The sequence below is a fragment of the Rhodococcus sp. T2V genome (genome assembly GCF_029269925.1).
GTDB classification, from domain to species: domain Bacteria; phylum Actinomycetota; class Actinomycetes; order Mycobacteriales; family Mycobacteriaceae; genus Rhodococcus_F; species Rhodococcus_F koreensis.
Genome location: NZ_JARJBD010000007.1, coordinates 1 through 19,695 on the forward strand (window position 1 = coordinate 1; position 19,695 = coordinate 19,695).

18 protein-coding genes are annotated in these 19,695 nt (G+C 69.3%); 6 read left to right on the forward strand and 12 right to left on the reverse strand.

The window, feature by feature from the left end; translation table 11 throughout:
- Positions 1-139: 139 nt before the first annotated feature.
- Positions 140-670 carry a DinB family protein gene (locus P3H15_RS08705; protein WP_276136836.1) on the reverse strand — a complete coding sequence of 177 codons (531 nt, stop codon included), beginning with the start codon at positions 668-670 and terminating at the stop codon, positions 140-142.
- Between the two features lie 25 nt (positions 671-695).
- Positions 696-1,559, reverse strand: a complete 864-nt coding sequence (locus P3H15_RS08710; RefSeq protein WP_276136837.1) for a metalloregulator ArsR/SmtB family transcription factor — start codon at positions 1,557-1,559, stop codon at positions 696-698.
- Positions 1,560-1,662: 103 nt separating this feature from the next.
- Here P3H15_RS08710 and P3H15_RS08715 point away from each other — a divergent pair, with 103 nt between their 5' ends.
- The 3 genes from P3H15_RS08715 to P3H15_RS08725 all read left to right on the forward strand — a co-directional run bounded on the left by P3H15_RS08715 (position 1,663) and on the right by P3H15_RS08725 (position 5,230).
- A complete protein-coding gene (locus tag P3H15_RS08715) occupies positions 1,663-3,018 on the forward strand; it encodes an NAD(P)-binding domain-containing protein (protein WP_276136838.1) in 1,356 nt (451 codons plus the stop codon).
- Positions 3,019-3,022: 4 nt separating this feature from the next.
- Positions 3,023-4,216, forward strand: a complete 1,194-nt coding sequence (locus tag P3H15_RS08720) for an MFS transporter (RefSeq protein WP_276136839.1) — start codon at positions 3,023-3,025, stop codon at positions 4,214-4,216.
- A 381-nt stretch (positions 4,217-4,597) separates the two neighbouring features.
- Complete coding sequence (locus P3H15_RS08725) at positions 4,598-5,230, forward strand: sigma-70 family RNA polymerase sigma factor (protein WP_276136840.1); 633 nt, start codon at positions 4,598-4,600, stop codon at positions 5,228-5,230.
- Positions 5,231-5,338: 108 nt separating this feature from the next.
- On the opposite strand, the gene P3H15_RS08730 is transcribed toward P3H15_RS08725, so the two are convergent.
- The 6 genes from P3H15_RS08730 to P3H15_RS08755 form a co-directional block, all read right to left on the reverse strand.
- Positions 5,339-5,515, reverse strand: coding sequence for a hypothetical protein (locus P3H15_RS08730; protein ID WP_276136841.1), 177 nt, complete (start codon positions 5,513-5,515; stop codon positions 5,339-5,341).
- A gap of 72 nt (positions 5,516-5,587) precedes the next feature.
- Entirely contained in the window at positions 5,588-7,663 is a 2,076-nt protein-coding gene (locus tag P3H15_RS08735; RefSeq protein ID WP_276136842.1) for a heavy metal translocating P-type ATPase, read from the reverse strand.
- 37 nt (positions 7,664-7,700) lie between these two features.
- Positions 7,701-8,015 (reverse strand): metal-sensitive transcriptional regulator, encoded by a 315-nt coding sequence (locus P3H15_RS08740; protein WP_072945011.1) that lies wholly within the window; start codon positions 8,013-8,015, stop codon positions 7,701-7,703.
- Entirely contained in the window at positions 8,012-10,282 is a 2,271-nt protein-coding gene (locus P3H15_RS08745; RefSeq protein WP_276136843.1) for a cation-translocating P-type ATPase, read from the reverse strand. The genes P3H15_RS08740 and P3H15_RS08745 overlap by 4 nt, the downstream gene beginning before the upstream one ends.
- Positions 10,282-11,172 carry a hypothetical protein gene (locus P3H15_RS08750; RefSeq protein WP_276136844.1) on the reverse strand — a complete coding sequence of 297 codons (891 nt, stop codon included), beginning with the start codon at positions 11,170-11,172 and terminating at the stop codon, positions 10,282-10,284. The genes P3H15_RS08745 and P3H15_RS08750 overlap by 1 nt, the downstream gene beginning before the upstream one ends.
- A 30-nt stretch (positions 11,173-11,202) precedes the next feature.
- A complete protein-coding gene (locus P3H15_RS08755; protein ID WP_276136845.1) occupies positions 11,203-11,409 on the reverse strand; it encodes a heavy-metal-associated domain-containing protein in 207 nt (68 codons plus the stop codon).
- A 235-nt stretch (positions 11,410-11,644) separates the two neighbouring features.
- On the opposite strand from P3H15_RS08755, the gene P3H15_RS08760 reads away from it, so the two are divergent.
- Both P3H15_RS08760 and P3H15_RS08765 read left to right on the forward strand, forming a co-directional pair.
- Complete coding sequence (locus P3H15_RS08760) at positions 11,645-12,472, forward strand: class I SAM-dependent methyltransferase (RefSeq protein WP_276136846.1); 828 nt, start codon at positions 11,645-11,647, stop codon at positions 12,470-12,472.
- Positions 12,473-12,519: 47 nt separating this feature from the next.
- On the forward strand, positions 12,520-13,857 hold the full coding sequence (locus tag P3H15_RS08765) for an amylo-alpha-1,6-glucosidase (RefSeq protein WP_276136847.1): 1,338 nt from the start codon (positions 12,520-12,522) through the stop codon (positions 13,855-13,857).
- A gap of 32 nt (positions 13,858-13,889) precedes the next feature.
- Here the strand turns inward: P3H15_RS08765 and P3H15_RS08770 are convergent, their stop codons facing one another.
- From P3H15_RS08770 to P3H15_RS08785, 4 genes are all read right to left on the reverse strand, one after another.
- Positions 13,890-15,590: an NAD(P)/FAD-dependent oxidoreductase gene (locus P3H15_RS08770; RefSeq protein WP_276136848.1), complete on the reverse strand. Its 1,701-nt coding sequence runs from the start codon at positions 15,588-15,590 to the stop codon at positions 13,890-13,892.
- Positions 15,587-16,387: a carbon-nitrogen hydrolase family protein gene (locus P3H15_RS08775; protein WP_276136849.1), complete on the reverse strand. Its 801-nt coding sequence runs from the start codon at positions 16,385-16,387 to the stop codon at positions 15,587-15,589. Before P3H15_RS08775 ends, P3H15_RS08770 begins: the two co-directional genes overlap by 4 nt.
- The gene (locus P3H15_RS08780) at positions 16,384-17,841 is read right to left on the reverse strand and encodes an amino acid permease (RefSeq protein ID WP_276136850.1); all 1,458 of its coding nucleotides are present in this window, start codon (positions 17,839-17,841) and stop codon (positions 16,384-16,386) included. Before P3H15_RS08780 ends, P3H15_RS08775 begins: the two co-directional genes overlap by 4 nt.
- A 93-nt stretch (positions 17,842-17,934) precedes the next feature.
- On the reverse strand, positions 17,935-18,555 hold the full coding sequence (locus tag P3H15_RS08785; protein ID WP_276136851.1) for an XRE family transcriptional regulator: 621 nt from the start codon (positions 18,553-18,555) through the stop codon (positions 17,935-17,937).
- A gap of 109 nt (positions 18,556-18,664) precedes the next feature.
- Here P3H15_RS08785 and speB point away from each other — a divergent pair, with 109 nt between their 5' ends.
- Positions 18,665-19,681, forward strand: a complete 1,017-nt coding sequence (speB, locus tag P3H15_RS08790; protein ID WP_276136852.1) for an agmatinase — start codon at positions 18,665-18,667, stop codon at positions 19,679-19,681.
- The last annotated feature ends 14 nt before the right edge of the window (positions 19,682-19,695 follow it).

The following is a 19,695-nucleotide window of genomic DNA, read 5'->3' on the forward strand; positions in this document are numbered from 1 at the left end:
CAGGTGCCGGGATGTCGGCACACCTATAGACGGCGGCCGGCCCGGAAGGACGCACGCGAGCTGATTTTCGGCGGGGCCTGCGTCCTTCCGTGCCTACCAGTGTCTGCCGAACAGGCACCGGAGTTCCAGCGCCTCGGCGTCAGCCGAGAGTGAGCTGGGCGCGGTGGAAGTCGAAATGCTTGCCCGGGTATCGGTAGACCTGCTCGAGGGTCATGGTCTCGGTGAAGAACGGATCCCAGCGCACCGGGAACGCCATGCTGCGCCGCAGGGTCGTCTCGGATTCCCGGGTGAGGGAGCGTTGCAGCTTCGCGATGACGCGGTCGCACTGGCGGCCCATCCGGCGGCGGTTGAAGACGGTGGCCGCCGCGCACGAGCCGAAATAGTTGATCTGGTGGAACACCGGTGTCGCGGCGTTCAGGGCGCGGGCGAACCCTCGGCCGACCGGGTCGGGCAGCCGGGAGAACGCCCGGACCAGGATCAGCAGCCGCCGGACGACCATGTAGCCGAACACCATATGGAACAGCAGTTGCTCGTTGGTCCAGCGGGTGCCGGACGAGGGCCGCGCGAGCTGCTCGGTACTCGCGCCGTCGACCAACTCGTGCAACAGGGCCCGGGCCCGCTCCAGATCGGCGGCGATCGCGGCCCGATCAACCGGTGTCGGCTCGGACATCTTGTGCCCCAAATGTTTCGAGAGGTTATCCGGTGACGGGACTGCGGCGTTCGAGGAAGACGGTGTCCCGCCAGATCCCGTCGAGCCGGGCGATGCGTTCGCGGACTCCGAGGGTGCGGAACCCGGCGGAGTGGTGCAGGGCGATGGAGGCCCGATTCTCCGGGAAGATCGAGGTCTGCAGCGTCCACAGCCCGGCCTCGTCGGCGGCGATCACCTGGGTACGCAGCAGTGCCTTACCGACGCCGCGCCCGCGCATGCCGTCGGCGACGTAGACGGAGTTCTCGGCCACCCCGGCGTAGCAATCCCGCCCCGAGGTCGGGGACAGCGCGGCCCAGCCGACCACGACGTCGTCGATCTCGGCGACCCACCGATGCCCCGGCAGCCACTGCGCATCCAGGGCTTCCCGGGCGGGGACCTCGGTGGTGAAGGTGGCGCTGCGGGTGGCGATGCCCTCGCCGTAGATCCGGCGTACCGCGTCCCAATCCTGCTCGGCCATGGGGCGGACGGTGACGTCGCCGGGTAGGTCGTCCGGGCAGCACGGCCGCGGGGTCAGCACCCCCATCACCGCGTCGGCGGCGTGCGGCAGTCCGGTGCAGCACGCCGGGTTGACCATCACGACGGTGCTGGTGCTCCGCTTGTGTACCGAGACGAACCCGACATCGGCGAGCTTGCGGACGTGGTGCGAGACGGTCGGTTGGCCGATCCCCAGGGCCTCGGCCAACTCGCCCACGGTGATCCCGGCCGGGCGGGAGGCGACCTGATGCAGCAGCCGCACCCGGGTCGGATCGGCCAGGCAGGCGAACCACCCGGCGTAGGTGGCCGCGTCTTCCGGCGCCAACGCATCCACTTCGCCGGGGGTGCGGACGGTGGGCATGTCCAGGGAAGTCATGCCCTTCACTATATCGATATTCATCGATGGTTGCATTCATCGACAGTCATCGATACTCTTCGTGATCAATGGATCGATGAACGTCGATGGAAGGATTTTCGAGATGAACACCTTGCCCGTAGTCGTCGTAGGCGCCGGACCGATCGGCCTCGCCGCCGCCGCCCAGCTGCGTGAACGCGGCCTGACCCCGTTGGTCTTCGAACGCGGTGACAGCGCCGGCGCCGCGATCGCCGAGTGGAACCACGTGCGGCTCTTCTCCCGGTGGGGGGAGCTGATCGACCCGGCCGCCCGCCGCCTCCTCGAGACCACCGACTGGAAGGCCCCGGACGACGAGGCGTATCCGACCGGCCAGGACTGGACCCAGGACTACCTGCTGCCGCTGGCCGCCGCACTCGGCGACATCGTGAAACTGGGCACCGAAGTGGTCGGCGTGGCCCGTCGCGGGCGGGACCGGGTCGTCGACGCCGGCCGCGACACCGAACCGTTGTCGGTGCACCTGCGCCGTGCCGACGGCACCGAGGACCGCATTCTTGCGCGGGCCGTGATCGACGCCTCCGGCACCTGGACCACCCCCAACCCGCTGGGCGGTGAGGGCCTGCCCGCCCTCGGCGAGAAAGCGGCGGCCGACGTCCTCGAATACCGGGTCCCGAACGTCGACGACCCGGAGGTGCGCGCCCGGTACGCGGGCAAGCACATCGTGATTGCCGGTAGTGGGCACTCCGCGCTGACCGCGATCGTCTCCCTGGCCAATCTGGAGAAGCGGGTGCCGGGCACCCGGATCAGCTGGGTGCTGCGCCGCGGCGATGTCGGCTCCACCTTCGGCGGCGGCGAGGACGACCAGCTGCCCGCCCGCGGCGCCCTCGGCCTGCGCGCCAAGACGGCCGTCGACGACGGACTGCTGACGGTGGTCCCCGGGTTCCGCACCGCCACCATCGAACCCGACGGTGCGGACGGTCGGGTGGTGTTGGTGTCGGACACCGGAGCCCGAATCGAGGACGTGGATCGGGTGGTGGTGCTGACCGGGTTCCGGCCCGATCTGTCGTGGCTGTCGGAGATCCGCCTGGGCCTGGATCCGGTGCTGCAGGCTCCGGTGGAGTTGGCGCCGCTGATCGACCCGAACGTGCATTCCTGCGGCACCGTCTACCCGCACGGGGTCGCCGAGCTGTCGCATCCGGAGCCGAATGTGTTCCTGGTCGGGATGAAAAGCTACGGGCGGGCCCCGACGTTCCTGGCGATGACCGGGTACGAGCAGGTCCGCAGCATCGCCGCCGCCCTGGCCGGAGACCACGAGGGCGCCGCCCGCGTCGAGCTGACCCTGCCGGAGACCGGAGTCTGCGGCGGCGCCGGGGTATTCGACGACGACCCCGACACCCCCGCGGCCGCGGAAGACTCCGTGGGGTGCTGCGCCGCCCCGGACCCGCAGCTGATCACCCTGTCCACCACACGCGCGGGCGGATAACCCGGTGACCGGCACTCGGACCCTGCCACAGACCGCGTCCCTCGACGAGACCGGTCTGCGGCGGGTGCTGGCGGTACTGTGCCTGACCGAGATCACCAGCTGGGGCATCCTCTACTACGCGTTCCCGGTGCTGTCGGTGTCGATCTCGGCGGACACCGGGTGGTCGCTGCCGGTGCTCACCGCCGCGTTCTCCCTCTCCCAACTCGCCGCAGCACTCACGGGCATCCCGGTGGGGCGGATCGCCGGCTCCGTCCTGGCCGTCCCGTCCCTGCTGGTGGTCGCGGCCGCACCGAACCTGCCGGTGTTCTACGCGGGGTGGCTCGCCGCCGGGGTCGCGATGGGCGCGGTGCTGTATCCGCCTGCGTTCGCGGCGCTGACCCGCTGGTACGGCGACAAATATGTCAAAGCCCTGATGATCCTCACCCTCGCCGCCGGGATGGCCAGCACCGTCTTCGCCCCGCTGACCGCGGCGCTGGTCGACCGGTACGACTGGCGGGCAACGTATCTCGTCCTCGCCGCGATCCTGGCGATCATCACCGTGCCCGGGCACCTGCTGGGGCTGCGGGGGCGGTGGCCGCACCCACCCGCCCCGGCCGGGGACCATCCGGTCGATCACCGCGACGCCTCCCGTAGCCGCGCCTTCGCGGCCCTCGTCGTGGCGCTCAGTCTCGGGGCGTTCGCCGCGTTCGCCGGGGTGTTCAACCTCGTGCCGCTGCTGATCGAGCAGGGCTTCTCCCCATCCCTCGCCGCCCTGACGCTCGGACTCGGCGGTGCCGGGCAGGTCCTCGGCCGCCTCGGCTACCTCCCGATCGCTGCCCGCACCACCGCCCGCACCCGCATCGTGGTGATCCTCGCCGCCATCGCCGCGAGCACCGCGTTACTCGGGATCGTGACCTCGGTGGTCGCGCTGATTGCTGTCGCCATCGGCGCGGGGCTGGTCCGCGGGATCTTCACCCTCATCCAGGCCACCGCGATCACCGACCGGTGGGGCGCCACCCACTACGGGCGCCTGAACGGGCTGATGTCCGCGCCGGTCGTCATCGTCATGGCCCTCGCCCCCTCGGCCGGGACCGCCCTGTCGGCGTGGACGGTCAGCTATGCCCACGCCTACCTGATCCTCGCCGCCCTTGCAGTGGTCGCCGCCCTCATCGGCGCCGCCAGCATCCCCCACCACAGCAAGGCCGCCAATCCTTCGTGAAGACTTGGGTTCGTCTTGGAGTGGCAACGCTCGCCGTCGTCGGCGTCGCTGCGCATGGTCGCTCCTGCGGCGGCGTCGAGCAGATGCAGTTCCTCGGCCACGATCAGATCGATCTCTTCGCTGGTCAGACCGGAAAACAAGTGTGTGGTCAACATCGCTCTCACCTCCTCACCGCGCTTCTACTGGTACGTCGAATCGGAGAACCCGTCATCGACATCGACACCCATACAGACGAGGCACACCGGATTCGGACGCAGACTGCGTCGGGAACGCGGGTGCGTCCGACTGCGGCCGCCGCCGTCGGTACCGGAGAGGACGTTCCCAGGGGTCGCCACCGCACCGCCGGACGGGGATGCTGGAAACGGAAAGGAACCACGGATCATGAGCGAGGAATCGACCACCACCGCGACCGCACCCCATCAGGAGCCAGCTGATCTCGAACAGCTCTGGCGCAGCTTCTCGAGCGATGTGCGGGCCTTCATCGCCCGCCGGGTCTCGCGCCCCGAGGACGCCGACGACATCTTGTCGATCGTGTTCCTGCGGATGGCCAAGAGCCTGGATAATCTGCGCGATCAGGACCGCCTCCTCGGGTGGATGTATGCCATCACCCGCAACGCGATCACCGACTTCTACCGCTCCGCGCCCCACCGGCGTGAGCTGGTCGTCGACGTCGTCCCCGACACTCCACCGGACGGCGAATCGGATGTCGACGAGGTGGCGGAGAAGGAACTCGCCTCCTGTCTGGTGCCGATGCTCTCGGGGCTGCCCGCCGAGCAGGCCGCGGCGGTGAAGATGGTCGACCTCGAGGCACGAACCCACGCCGCGGCCGCGGGTGAGGCGGGAATCTCGGTGTCCGGGATGAAATCCCGGGTTCAGCGAGGCCGCGCGGCCCTTCAGGCCCAATTGCACGCGTGTTGTGAGATCAGCCAGGATCGCGCCGGGCACGTGCACGACTACCAGCCCCGCAGCGGCGGATCCTGCGCCTGCGGAGCCACACCCACGACGGACGAGTAGACCGGCACACCGTCTCTGGTGACGGCGGTCGTATGTCCCCAGTTCAGACAGGGGTGCGGTGCGAGCCCATATTCGCTCGCACCGCACCACAGTGTTGTCGGGTAAGGACTACTGGCAGCCGCACCCGCCGCCGGCCGTTGCCGCCGGACCGCAGCACGTCGACTTCTCGCTGCGATCGCAGCAGGTGGTCTGCCGTTCGGTGCTGCAACACGTCGGCGCCGCGGCCTGCGGTGTCGTGTCCGTCCGATCCGTCGCCGGGGTCTCGAACTCGTTCGGGTTGCTCATGGTGAACTCCTTGATCCGTGGGGATGGGTACCAGAACAGACGGAGGAGAATGGGAATGGACGCAGACCGCGGTCAGTGCCGACTCAGCCGTTCCGGATCCAGATCGAGGCGTCGCAACAGCTGCGCGTTGAGTGCGACGACGATGGTGGAGATCGACATCAGGATCGCCGCCACCGCGGGGGAGATCGCGACTCCGGCGAATGCGAGGACACCGGCGGCCAACGGCACGGCGATGACGTTGTATCCGGTGGCCCACACCAGGTTCTGCCACATCTTGCGGTAGCTCGCCTGCGACAGATCGATGATCGACAGCACCGCGCGGGGGTCGTCGGCGGCGAGGACGACCCCCGCCGACTCGATGGCGACGTCCGTGCCGGCTCCGATGGCGACACCCACGTCGGCGCGGGCGAGCGCGGGGGCGTCGTTGACCCCGTCGCCGACCATCGCGACGCGATGGCCGCGGGCCTGGAGTGCCGCCACCTGTGCGTCCTTGTTCTCGGGCAAGACGTCGGCGAACGCCTCGTCGATCCCGAGGTCGGCGGCGACGGCGTCGGCGACCTGCCGGGCGTCGCCGGTGATCATCGCGACCTTCACACCCCGTGCGTGCAGGGCATCGATCGCCTGCCGGGACTCCTCACGGACGGCGTCCTCGAGTGCCACCGCGCCGAGTGCCTTCCCGTCGCGGACGACGTGGAGGACGGCGGCGCCGCGCTCGACCCACCGTTTCGTGTGCGCCGCAACGTCGTCGGGGACCGTCACGTTCAGTTCGGCGAGCATCGCCGGTCCGCCGACGGCGACCTCCTCGCCGTCGACCACGGCACGGACGCCGCGTCCGGGCAACGACCGGAATTCGGTGGCGGTGCGGCGGGACTCGGCGGGCACCTTCGTGGCGGCCTCGGCGACGATCGCGCGGGCGACCGGGTGCTCGCTGTCGGCCTCCACCGCGCCGGCGAGCGCGAGCAGGTCGGTATCGGTGACACCGGCGGTGCTCACCACCCCGGTGACGACGTGCTTGCCCTGGGTGAGGGTGCCGGTCTTGTCGAACAGGACGACGTCGACGCCGCGCATGCGTTCGAGAGCCAGTCGATCCTTCACGAGGACACCGGCCCTCGCGGCCCGTTCGGTGGAGATGGCGATCACGAGGGGGATCGCCAACCCGAGCGCGTGCGGGCAGGCGATCACCAGAACGGTGACGGTCCGCACCACGGCTTCGTCCACGTTGCCGAGCAGCGACCACACCACGAACGTGAGAAGCCCTGCGATGGAAGCGAAGTAGAACAGGAACGCGGCCGCGCGGTCGGCGAGCGCCTGCGCCCGGGACGAGGACGACTGCGCGTCGGCCACCAGTCGCTGGATGCCGGCGAGCGCGGTGTCCTCCCCCACGGCGCCGACGGTGATCCGCAGCGCGCTGTCGGTGGCGACGGTCCCCGCGACCACGGGGTCGCCGACCGACCGTGGGACGGGAGTGGATTCGCCGGTGATCATCGATTCGTCGACCTCCGCGCGGCCGTCCTCGACGGTGCCGTCGGCGGGAATGCGGCCACCGGCCCGCACCAGCACCAGGTCGCCGGTGGCGAGTTCGGAGACGGGCACCTCGGTGACGCCGTCCTCGGTGACCCGGTCGGCGGTGTCCGGGAGCAGCGCGGCGAGCGCGTCGAGGGCCCCGGACGCCGACCCCAGCGCCCGCATCTCCAGCCAGTGACCGAGCAGCATGATGACGATGAGAAGCGCCAACTCCCACCAGAAGTCGAGGTTGAACCCGCCGATCTGCAGGGTCGTCACCCACGACGCGAGGAATGCGACCGTGATCGCCATCCCGATCAGCAGCATCATGCCCGGCTGCCGCGACTTCAGCTCGCTCCACGCGCCGGTGAGGAACGGTGCGCCGCCGTAGAAGAAGATCACAGTACCGACCACCGGCGGAATCCACGACGCACCGGGGAAATCGGGGACGGTGTAGCCGAGGAGGTCGGCGAACATGTGGCTGAACACCACCACCGGCACCGACAGTGCGAGACTGATCCAGAACTTCTGCCGGAACACCTCACCGTGCGCGCCGTGGCCGGCGTGCCGATCGGTGTGGGCGTCGTGATTTTCGTGTCCGGTGTGCCGGACCTGTTCCATTTCCTTCTGATGATCGTGAGACATGCGTGCTCCCTCGGAAGCTGCTCTCGTGGTCAGGTTTTCAGGAACGCACCAGTCGTGCGATGGCGTCGGTGGCTTCCTTGATCTTCGCGTCCGCCTCGGATCCGCCCGCGACGGCGGCGTCGACGACACAGTGGCTGATGTGGTCTTCGAGCAGACCCAGCGCCACCGCCTGCAGCGCCTTGGTCATCGCCGAGACCTGGGTGAGGATGTCGATGCAGTACTTCTCGTCCTCGACCATCCGCTGCAGGCCCCGCGCCTGGCCCTCGATGCGGCGCAGTCGCTTGAGGTAGTCGTCCTTGGCGCTGATGTATCCGTGGCCGGACTCGTGGTCGGTGTGCGGTTGCTCGGTCATGATTGTTCCCCTCGGGTGGGAGTGGTCAGCGGTTGGAACCGGCGCAGTCGCAGGCTGTTGCTCACGACGAACACCGAGGAGAATGCCATGGCGGCACCGGCCAGCATGGGGTTGAGCAGACCCGCCGCCGCCAGTGGCAGTGCCGCGACGTTGTAGGCGAAGGCCCAGAACAGGTTTCCCTTGATCGTGCTCAACGTTCTGCGCGACAACCGGATCGCGTCGGCGGCGGCGCGGAGGTCGCCGCGGACCAGCGTGAGGTCGCTGGCCTCGATGGCCACGTCCGTTCCGGTGCCCATGGCGAGACCGAGGTCGGCCTGCGCGAGCGCGGCGGCGTCGTTGACCCCGTCGCCGACCATCGCGACCACCTTGCCCTCGGCCTGCAGACGCTTGACCACGTCCACCTTGTCCTGCGGCAGCACCTCCGCGATCACCTCGCCGATGCCGACCTGGTCGGCGATGGCCCGGGCCGCGGACTTGTTGTCGCCGGTGAGCATGATCGGGGTGAGGCCGAGTTCCCGGAACTGCGCCACCGCCTCGCGGGACGTCGGCTTGACGGTGTCGGCGACGACGAGCACGCCGCGCGCCTGTCCGTCCCAGCCGATCCCGACCGCGGTCTTGCCGTCCGCCTCCGCCGCCTCGACGACCCGCTGGAGTTCGGTGGTGAGGTGCAGCGACCAGTCGCGGAGCAGTTTCGCGCGGCCGATGACCACCGCGTGACCGTCGATCATGCCCTGGACGCCGAGTCCCGCGACGCTGGTGAACTGTTCGACGTCGGGGAGGGTCGTCAGTCGCTCCTTCGCGCCGCGGGTGATCGCCCGGGCGATGGGGTGCTCGGACGCGTCCTCGAGTGCCCCGGCGAACCGGAGAACCTGTTCCTCGTCCTGACCGTCGGCGGCGATCACGTCGTGCAGCGACATCGTGCCGGTGGTGACGGTGCCGGTCTTGTCGACCACAACGGTGTCGACGCGCCGGGTCGATTCCAGAACCTCGGGGCCCTTGATCAGGATGCCCAGCTGGGCGCCCCGTCCGGTGCCGACCATGAGGGCGGTCGGGGTGGCGAGTCCGAGCGCGCACGGGCACGCGATGATCAGGACGGCGACGGCGGCGGTGAACGCGGCGGCGACCGCACCGCCGGTTCCGATCCAGAAGCCGAGGGTCGCGACCGTCAACGCGATCACGATCGGGACGAAGATGCCGGAGATCCGGTCGGCCAGGCGCTGCACCTCGGCCTTGCCGGTCTGCGCGTCCTCGACCATCCACGCCATCTGCGCGAGCTGGGTGTCGGCTCCGATTCGGCTGGCACGAACCACGATCCGGCCGCCGACGTTGACCGTCGCGCCGGCCACCTCGGAGTCGGGCGAGACCTCGACGGGCACGGATTCGCCGGTCAGCATCGACGCGTCCACCGCCGACGAGCCCTCGACGACGACGCCGTCGGTGGCGATCTTCTCGCCGGGGCGGACCACGAACAGGTCACCGACGTCGAGCTGGTCGATCCCGATCAGCTGCTCGGTGCCGTCCCGCAGCACCGACACTTCCTTGGCGCCCAGCTCGAGCAGCGCCCGCAGCGCCGCACCGGCCCGCCGCTTGGCGCGGGCCTCGAAATAGCGGCCGGCGAGGATGAACGTGGTGACGCCCGCCGCGGCCTCCAGATAGATGTTGCCGGTGCCGTCGACCCGCGCGATCGTCAGCTCGAACGGGTGCGTCATCCCCGGCATGCCGGCGGTGCCCCAGAACAGCGCGTACAGCGACCAGCCGAACGCGGCCAGCGTGCCCATCGACACCAGCGTGTCCATGGTCGCCGTGCCGTGCCGCAGATTCGTCCACGCGGCCTGGTGGAACGGCCACGCACCCCACACCACGACCGGGGCCGCGAGCGTGAGCGACAGCCACTGCCAGTTGGTGAACTGCAGCGCCGGGATCATCGCCATCGCGATGACGGGGACCGTCAGCACCGCCGACACGAGCAGCCGCTGCCGCAGTGCCGCCGCCGGGTCCTCTTCCTCCGGGGTCGGCGGCTTCACCTCGGGCAGTCGCGCCGTGTATCCCGCTTGCTCCACCGTCGCGACGAGGTCCTCGGGCGAGACGTCGGCGGCGTCGTAGTGGACGCGGGCCTTCTCCGTCGCGTAGTTGACGGTCGCGGTGACGCCTTCGAGTTTGTTCAGCTTGCGCTCGATGCGGTTGGCGCACGACGCGCACGTCATCCCGCCGATGGCCAGTTCGATCTGGGAATCGGGCGGTGCCGCGATGTCGGCCGCGTGGGTCATCACTTCTCCTCCGGTCCGGCGGTGGCGGTGAATTCCGCGGTGTGGACGGCGCCGGCGTGCTGGAAGTCCAGGAACAGCCGGTAGTCGCCCGCGCTGGGTGCGGTGACGGCGAAGTCGATCCCGGGACCGGCCGCGGTGACGCCGTCGCCGGGATGTCCGTCGGGGTGGACGTGCAGGTAGCCGAGGTCGGTGGTGCGCAGCGCCACCAGGTGACCGTAGGCGCCGAGGTACGGCTGCAGATCGGTGACGGGTAATCCGTCGCGGCTCACCGAGAGCGTGACGTTCGACGTCTCGCCCGGTCGCAGCGTGCCGTCGAGCGTGACGGTGTAGCCGTCCACGATGGTGGTCGGCGCGGGTGCGGGCAGTTCCTGTGGGTCGTAGGTGCCGGCGACGCGCAGGTCGGTGCCGAGCGTGACGCCCTCTCCGCCGGCCGGGGTGAAGTCCGCGAACACGCGATAGTCGCCGCCGCGGGTGAGGTCGAGGGGGACGCTCCACGTTCCGGCCGCGTCGAGCGTCGGGTGCACGTGCTGGAATCCGGCGAGGTCGCGGCGGACGACGATCAGGTGCAGTAGTTTCTCGTGCTCCGGGGTGTAGTCCGTCACGGGTACCCCCGAGGGGTTCGTGATCCGGAACTGCACCGGGACCGCGGGACCGGCGGTGACCTGGTCGGATGCCAGTTCGAGGGTGTAACCGTCCGCCGTGGGCGACAGTCCGCCCGGCGTCGGGTCGGCGGCGGCGTCATGACCCGCCGCGCCGTGCCCGTCGTCCCCGGCCGTGTGCGCCGCGGGCTCGGCCACGTCCGGGCCGGCAACCGACCCGAGGGCGAGCGCGGCCCCGAAGATCACGACGAGGCCGACGGTGAATCCGGCGAACTTGCCGGTTGCGTTCATGATGGGGCTCCTGTGCTGGAGTTTGCCGGCTCAGCCGGCGACTGAGTACCCGGCTTCTTCGACGGCATCCGCGACGGCGCCCGGGTCGAGGTCGGTGGTGCTCTCGATGACGACCGTGCCGGTGGCCAGATCGATGTTCACGGCGGTGACGCCGGGGAGTTCGCTGATCTCCTCGGTGACCGAGGACACGCAGTGGTCGCAGGTCATGCCGGTGACGGTGACGCTGGAGGTGCTCACGGGGGTTCGCCTCTCTTCGGGGTGTCGATGCCTTCGTTGAGAACTACCATACCCCCCTACCGTATTCCCGCAAGCGTGTGCCGAGTCGGTGTTCCTCGCCCACGCGGGCCCGAAAAGGTGATTGAGTGGAGTACCGCATCTCACCGGGAACGGAGCCTGGCAATGTCGATGGACACGTTTCGCACCCAGACGCTGCGCCGCACACCGCTCGCCGAGAACCCCGACCCGGTGCGGAATGCCTGACGACGGCCGGAAGCGGGTGGACGCCACCACCCTGACCGGTGTGCCCGCGACGATGATGTGGACGCTCCGCAACCGCGCCATCGAGGCGGCGCGCCCGGACACCACGTTCGATGACCCGCTCGCTGTGGGTCTCTACGAGACCCTCGACTATCCGTACGAGAACTTCGGGAAACCCGGTCAATCCCACGCCCTGCGCGCGCAGGCGTTCGACGACGAGATCCGGGCATTCCTCGCCGCCCACCCCGACGGAACCGTCGTCGCGCTCGGCGAGGGATTGCAGACCAGCTACTGGCGGATCGGCGACCCCGACGTCCGGTGGGTGTCGATCGACCTGCCCGAGGTGGTCGCGCTGCGCAGGCAACTGCTGCCGGACGAGCCGAACGTCACCACCCTCGCGGTGTCCGCGCTGGACCGCTCCTGGATGGATCACGTCGACACCGGCCGGGGTGTGTTCGTCTCGGCGGAGGGCCTGCTGATGTATCTGCCACCCGACGAGTCGCTGTCCCTCATCGGCGACTGCGCCCGGCGATTCCCCGGGGGCCGGATGATGTTCGACTCGGTGCCGAAATGGTTCAGCCGTAAGACGCAGAAGGGACTGCGGATCCACGGCGACTACACCGTCCCGCCGATGCCGTTCCACCTCTCCGCAGGCGAGGCGGAAAACCTCCCCGACCGGGTGCATCACCTCGCGTACACCCGCGAGGTGATGCTGCCCCTCGGCCGCGGCCCGTGGGGCTCGACCCTCCTCCGCCGGCTGTCGGATCTGCCGCCCCTGCGCAACTCGCGTCCGACGCTGACCCTGTGCGGATTCGCGGGCTGAACCCCGTCCGACGAGCGATGTGGGGCGACCCGCAGCAGAATGGTGCAATGGCGGACCGCGGATTCACCCCCACACAGCTCGCGGCACGTGCCGCGTACCTGCTTCGCGGCAACGACCTCGGCACCATGACGAGTGCCGCGCCGCGCCTGTACCCGCACATGTGGAGTTGGGACGCCGCGTTCGTCGCGGTCGGACTGGCGCCGCTGAGCGTGGAGCGGGCCGTCGTCGAACTCGACACCCTGCTGTCGGCGCAGTGGAAGAACGGGATGATCCCGCACATCGTGTTCGCGAACGGCGTCGACGGATATTTCCCCGGCCCCGGGCGGTGGGAGTGCGGGACCCTCGCGGCGCACGCGCCGAGCGGAACGCAGACGTCGGGGATCACGCAGCCGCCCGTCCACGCCATCGCCGTGCAGCGCATCCTCGACCACTCGCGCAGGCACGGTCGCAGCACCCGCGCCGTCGCCGAGGAGTTCCTCGACCGGCGCTGGCCCGACCTCGTGCGCTGGCACCGCTGGCTCGCCCACGCCCGCGACCTCGACGGCAACGGCCGCATCGCGCTGTACCACGGCTGGGAGTCCGGCATGGACAACTCGCCGCGCTGGGACCACTCGTACGCCAACGTGGTGGCCGGGGCGATGCCCGCATATCTGCGCGAGGACCTGTCCCACGTCGCCGACACGGGGCAGCGCCCGTCGAACGGCGAGTACGACCGCTACCTGTGGCTGCTCGAGGAGATGAAGACCGTCCGCTACGACGACGAGGAACTGGCCACCGCCATGAGCTTCGCCGTGGAGGACGTGTTCGTCAGCGCCGTGTTCTCGATGGCGTGCGAGGTGCTCGCGACCATCGGCGAGGAACACTCGATGCCGAACGCCGACGTCCGGGAACTGCACGGGTGGGCGGCCCGGTTCCGGCAGGGTGTACTCACCACCACCGACGAACGATCCGGGGCGGCACGCGATTTCGATCTGCGCAGCGGCCGGTGGATTTCCACCGAAACCCTCGCGATGTTCTCGCCCCTGCTGTGCGGAGGCCTGAGCCGCGACGCCGAACGCGCCCTGCTCCGCACGTTCGAGGGGCCGAAATTCTGCGGCCACCCCGACCTCCGGTACGCCGTGCCGCCGTCGACGTCGCCGGTGTCGGGCGACTTCCGGCCGCGTGAGTACTGGCGCGGTCCGGTGTGGCCGGTGATGACGTGGTTGTTCTCCTGGGCGTTCGCCCGCCGCGGGTGGGCCGAGCGCGCCCACCTGCTGCGGTCCGAGGGGCTGCGGCAGGCGAGCGACGGCAGCTTCGCCGAATACTACGAGCCGTTCACCGGGCAGCCCCTCGGCAGCATGCAGCAGTCGTGGACGGCCGCTGCGGTTTTGGACTGGTTGGGCTGACGCCCCCGTGAGTACTTATTAACCGCCCGTGGTTAACAAGTACTCACGGGCGCGAAGCGCATGGGGCCGAGTTCGGCGTACCGGTCGCCGGGGCCGGGGTTGTCGGCGGGGGCGGCGCCGCCGAGGTGGTGCATCACTCCCCAGACGGCGTTGAGCGCGGTCTGCACGGCGCCCTCCGCCCAGCCTGCGGTCCACGAGATGTCGTCGCCGGCCAGGAAGATGCCGCGATGCCGCGGGTCGAGTTCGTCCTGCACGAAATGGCTGAACAGCCGCTCCTGGTACCGGTAGTGGCCGGGCAGGTTCGCCTTGAACGCGCCCATGAAGTCGCGCTCGGTCTCCCACGACAGCGTGACGGGTGTCGAGATGATGTGGCTGCGGAAGTCGACGCCCGGGTAGATCTCCTCGAGCGATTTGATCATGAGATTCATCCGCTCCGTCGCGTCGAGCGGCAGGAGTTTGAGCGAATCGTCGGACCACGTGTAGGACAGGCAGATCAGGCCGGGCTTGTCGTCGCCGTGGTCGAGGAGGTAGGTGCCGCGGCTCATCCGGTCTGTCAGCGTCATGCTGACGAGGTCGCGGCCGGTGACCGGGTCCTTGTCCTTCCAGAACGGACGGTCCACGAGGGCGAACACCTTCGTCGAACCCATGTAGTGGGTGCGTTCGATGGCGGTCCAGTGGTCGATCGGGAACAGGTCGTCGTCGCAGTGAATGTTGTTGAGCAGCATCCAGCTCTGCGCGGTGAAGACGGCGGCCGGGTAGGTGCGGATCTCGCCGGACGAGTCGGTGACCGTCACCTGGTGCGGTGCGGTGCGCCGGACCTCCGTGACGCGGGGACGGGTTTCCCCGCCGTTCAGCGAGCGCACCGACGTGCCGTCCGGCCAGTGCGCCATCCCCGTCGGGGTGTCCGTCCACAGGTGCAGCGGCAGTTGCTGCGACCCGCCGACGATGCCGCGGTGGTGGTCGTCGGCGGCGGTGATCACGACGCGCAGGATCTCGAGGATCGAGTTGGGGAAATCGGTGTCCCAGCCGCCTGTTCCGAAACCGACCTGCCCGAACACTTCCCGGTGCCGGAACGACGCGAAGTGCTTGGACGACGCGAGGAAGCCGTAGAACGTCTGATCGTCCAGCCGGACCACGAGGTCGTTCCAGATCCGCTTGAGTTCGGCGGTGTCGCGATCGCGGATCGCCTGCTGGAGCGGGATCAGTTCGGCGTGGTCCTCGAGGGTGCGCTGCCACGCGTCGGAGACCTCCCGGAACACGGGCGGCAGGTCGTCGAGGTGCTGCGCGTAATAGGTTTCGCCCTTGAGGTCGATGACCGTGCTGGGGGTGGCGTCGGCGAGCGGGTTGGGGAACGCCTCGGTCCGCAGCCCGGTGGCGTCGAGGTAGTGGAACAGGGTGGTCGACGACGGTGGGAACCGCATCGCGCCCATCTCGGCCACCACACCGGGGTGTCCCTCGAACGGCTGCGACCGCATCCGGCCACCGATCTGATCCGCCTCGTAGACAATCGGTTTCAGGCCCAGCTTCATCAGCTCGTACGCGGTGACCATGCCCGACAGTCCGCCGCCGATGACCGCCACCTCGGTGCCGTGCCGGCCGGCGGGCACCGCACCGAGGCCCGACGGGTGGGTGACGTAGTCGTCGTAAGCGAAAGGGAAATCGGGACCGAACATCGTCAGCGGCGGGACGTCGGTGTCCGTGGCGGTGCTGTCCGGGGTGACGGGGATCGTCATGAAGTCTTCTCCTGCGGGAAGGGGTAGAGGTCGACGCGTCGGTCGTCGAGATGGGTGTTCTCACGGCGGGATCGGCGGAGGACGTCGAGTTCGAGGTCGACGACGGCCAGTTCTTCGTGGCGGCCCGCCCGGGCGAGTTCGGTGCCGTCGGGTGCGATCGCGCAACTGGACCCGCAGTAGTCGAGGTCGGCCTCGGTGCCGCACCGGTTGACGTATGTGACGAACATCTGGCTCTCGTACGCCCGGGTGGGGACGACGCTCTCCGCGATGAATTCGTACGGACTCATCAGACCGGTGGGGACGACGAGCCACTGGGTTCCCCGGTCGGCATGGGCGCGAACGGCTTCCGGGAACTCGACGTCGTAGCAGATCAGGAGTCCGCACCGGATGCCGTCGTGGTCGAACTGGACCACCAGTTCGTCGCCGGCCGCGAAGTGCGACCGGTCGAGGTCGCCGAACAGGTGCGTCTTACGGTAGTTCGCGAGCGAGTTCCCGGACGCGTCGAGGGCCTGCACGCTGTTGTAGACGACGTCGCCGTCCGCCTCCGGGTAGCCGTAGACGACGGTGATGCCCGACTCGTGCGCGATCTCCGCGATCCGTGCCGCGATCGGTCCGTCGGCGGGTTCGGCTCGCTCCGCGATGAGGGATCCGATGTTGTAGCCGGTGGCCGCCATTTCCGGGCAGACCAGGATGGACGCCCCGGCGCCCGCTGCGGTCTGAGCGGCGGAGGCGATGGCGGCGAGGTTCGCCGCCACGTCGAAGGACAGTTCGGGACCTTGGAACAGTGCTGCCCTCATCGCGCCTCGACCTCCTCCGGGCTGCTGCGGAGTTCGGACTTGCGGACGCCGTAGGCGAAGTAGATCGCGAGCCCGACCGCCATCCACAGCGCGAACGCCACCCACGTCGAGACGCCGAGCCCGAACAGCAGCAGCGCGCAGAACACGACGCCGAGGACCGGCATCAGCGGGAACAGCGGGGTCCGGAAGCTGCGGTGCAGGTCGGGGTGGCGACGGCGCAGGATGATGACGGCGATGTTGACGAGCATGAACGCGAACAGCGAGCCGATGCTCGTCGCGTCGGCCAGTTCGCCCAGCGGCACGAACCCGGCGAGCGCGGACACGATGCCTCCCACGACCACGATGTTGGCGACGGGCACCCGGGTGCGCGGGCTCACGCGGGAGAAAACCCGCGGCACGAGACCGTCGAGCGACATCGCGTACAGAATGCGGGTCTGCCCGTACATCACGGCGAGGACGACGCTGGCGATGGCGATCACCGCGCCCGCGGACAGGAAGATGGCGGGCCACGTGCTGGTGGTCGCCGCATTCAGGATGGTCGCGAGTGCGGCGCCCTCACCGGCGATGTCCTGCCAGGGCATCGCGCCGACGGCCGCGATCGCGACCAGGCAGTAGAGGATGGTGACGATCAGGAGCGAAAGGATGATGGCGCGGGGAAGGTCGCGCTTCGCGTTCTTCGCTTCGTCGCCGGCGGTCGATGCGGCGTCGAATCCGATGTAGGCGAAGAACACCTGGGACGCCGCGGCCGTCACGCCCGCCGCGCCGAGGGGAATGAACGGTGCGAAGTTCCCGGCGCGGAACGCGGTGAACGCGACCGCGCAGAAGAACACGAGCACGAGGATCTTCAGGGCCACCATGACCGTGTTCACCAGGGCGCTCTCGGACGCCCCACGCGTCAACAGGACCACCGCGACGAGCACGATGACGATTGCGGGCACGTTGACGATGCCGCCCGCTCCCGGTGATTCGCTGATCGCGGCGGGGAGCGCGATGCCGAACATGCCGTGGAGCAGCTCGTTGATGTATTCGCCCCAGCCGACGGCGACGGCCGCGACCGAGACACCGTACTCGAGCATCAGGCACCAGCCGCAGATCCACGCGAACAGTTCGCCCATCGTCGCGTAGGTATACGAGTAGGAGCTGCCGGAGACGGGGATGCTGCCCGCGAGTTCCGCGTAGGAGAGGGCGGAGAAGAGGGCGGTGAACGCCGCGAGCACGAAGGCGAGGACGACGGCAGGGCCGGCCTTGGGCGTCGCCTCGCCGAGGATGACGAAGATGCCCGTTCCCAGCGACGCACCGATGCTCAGTGCGGTGAGATGCACGAGGCCCATCGACCGCTTGAGACCGTGACCGGGTTCCTGGTCGTTGCGCGCCACGATCGCGTCGACCGATTTGCGGGCGCGCAGTGCGCCGGCCAGTCCCGGCGGGCGCGGAGAAATCTTGGTGATGTCCAACGTTGAGCTCCTGAGCGGTGGAGTGATGCGGACAACAATGACCGGGCGAGCCGTGACTGTCAACACATGTTTCCTAAACCGCTTGTCGGTTTCCTAGCGGGAGGTGGGCCGGACGTCGTCCGGCAGTGCGGGGGCCAGAATCCACAGGACCGTCGCGGTGTCGTCGCCGAGCGCGCGGAAGCTGTGCGGCAACTGTGGGGAGAAGGTGAACGCGTCCCCGGTCGCGAGCGACACGTCCTCCCCGGCCCCCGGGCCGTTGAAGGAAATGCAGATCTCGCCCGCCACGACGTAGACGAAGGCGACGTCGACCGGTAGTTCGTACGTTTCCGAGCCGCTGCCGCCGCCGGGTTCGATCCGGCTCAGGAGCGACTGGACGCGGCGCTCGCCGAACGGGGTCAGCAGGAACTCGGCCATGCGCTCCCCGCCGAAGCTGATCGGCGGGTAGGCGTCGGCCCGTACCACCTCACCTGCGGCGGAGCTCTCGAACAGCGATCCGACGGGAATGTTCAGCGCGGCGCAGATCCGCACCAGCGTGGCCACGGAAGCGCTGGCGTGGTCGCGCTCGATCTTCGACAGGTAGCCCTTCGTGATGCCGCAGCTCGCGGCCAGCTCGTCGAGTGTGAGGCGCTGGGCCTGCCGGGCCGCCTTGAGCCGGGGGCCGATCCTGGGCGCGTCGACGCCCGACGCGCCTTCGGCTGCGAGCTCGTTGGCCATGCATCGATCCTTCGTTCGTGTCTCGTATAGGAAACAGGTGTTGACAAGAATGCGTTCCAAGGAAACGATACGACGAAGCCACGTCTCCGGCACACACCGAAGGATTCCGATGACTACAGACCACGACGCAATAAAGGGCCCCGTCGACGCGACCCGCATCCCGCGCTACGCCGAACCCAGCACGTTCGCCCGCCTCCCCCGGCTCGACGAGGTCTCCCGCGCCGACGTCACGGTGCTGGGTGTCCCGTTCGACTCCGGTGTGAGCTACCGTCCCGGCGCACGCTTCGGCCCCGGCCACATCCGCGCCGCGTCGAAGCTGCTCCGTCCGTACAACCCCGCACTGGACGTGCACCCCTTCGGTGTACAGCAGGTCGCCGACTTCGGCGACATCGGGGTCAACCCGTTCGACATCCAGGAAGCCCTGGCCACCGTCGACGGCGCCGTCACCGACCTCCGCAAGGACGGCTCGACCGTGCTGACGCTCGGCGGCGACCACACCATCGCGCTGCCGATCCTGCGTTCCCTCGCCCGCGACCACGGTCCCATCGCCGTCCTGCACTTCGATGCCCACCTGGACACGTGGGACACCTACTTCGGCGCCCCCTTCACGCACGGCACCCCGTTCCGGCGGGCCAGCGAGGAGGGGTTGATCGACCTCGAGCGGTCGCAGCACATCGGCATCCGCGGCCCGCTGTACAGCAAGAAGGATCTCGAGGACGACGCCGTTCTCGGTTTCCAGGTCATCCGCTCAGACGACTACGAGGTGGACGGTGTCGCCAGCATCGTCGAACGGATGCGTCGACGGCTCGACGGCGGACCGGTCTACGTGTCCGTGGACATCGACGTCCTCGACCCCGCGCACGCGCCGGGCACCGGAACCCCCGAGGCCGGCGGCATGACGTCGCGCGAACTGCTGAACACGCTGCGCGGACTCGTCGGCCTGAACGTGGTCGGCGCCGACATCGTGGAGGTCGCGCCCGCATACGACCACGCCGAGATCACCGGCATCGCGGCCGCGCACGTCGCGTACGAGTTGCTGTCGGTGCTCGCGATCAACGCGTCGTCGGCTCCGGGACGGGCAGGACGCGGTGAGGCACTCCGGCAGGCGGCGTATGTGACCAAGTGATGCGTCCGTCCCCG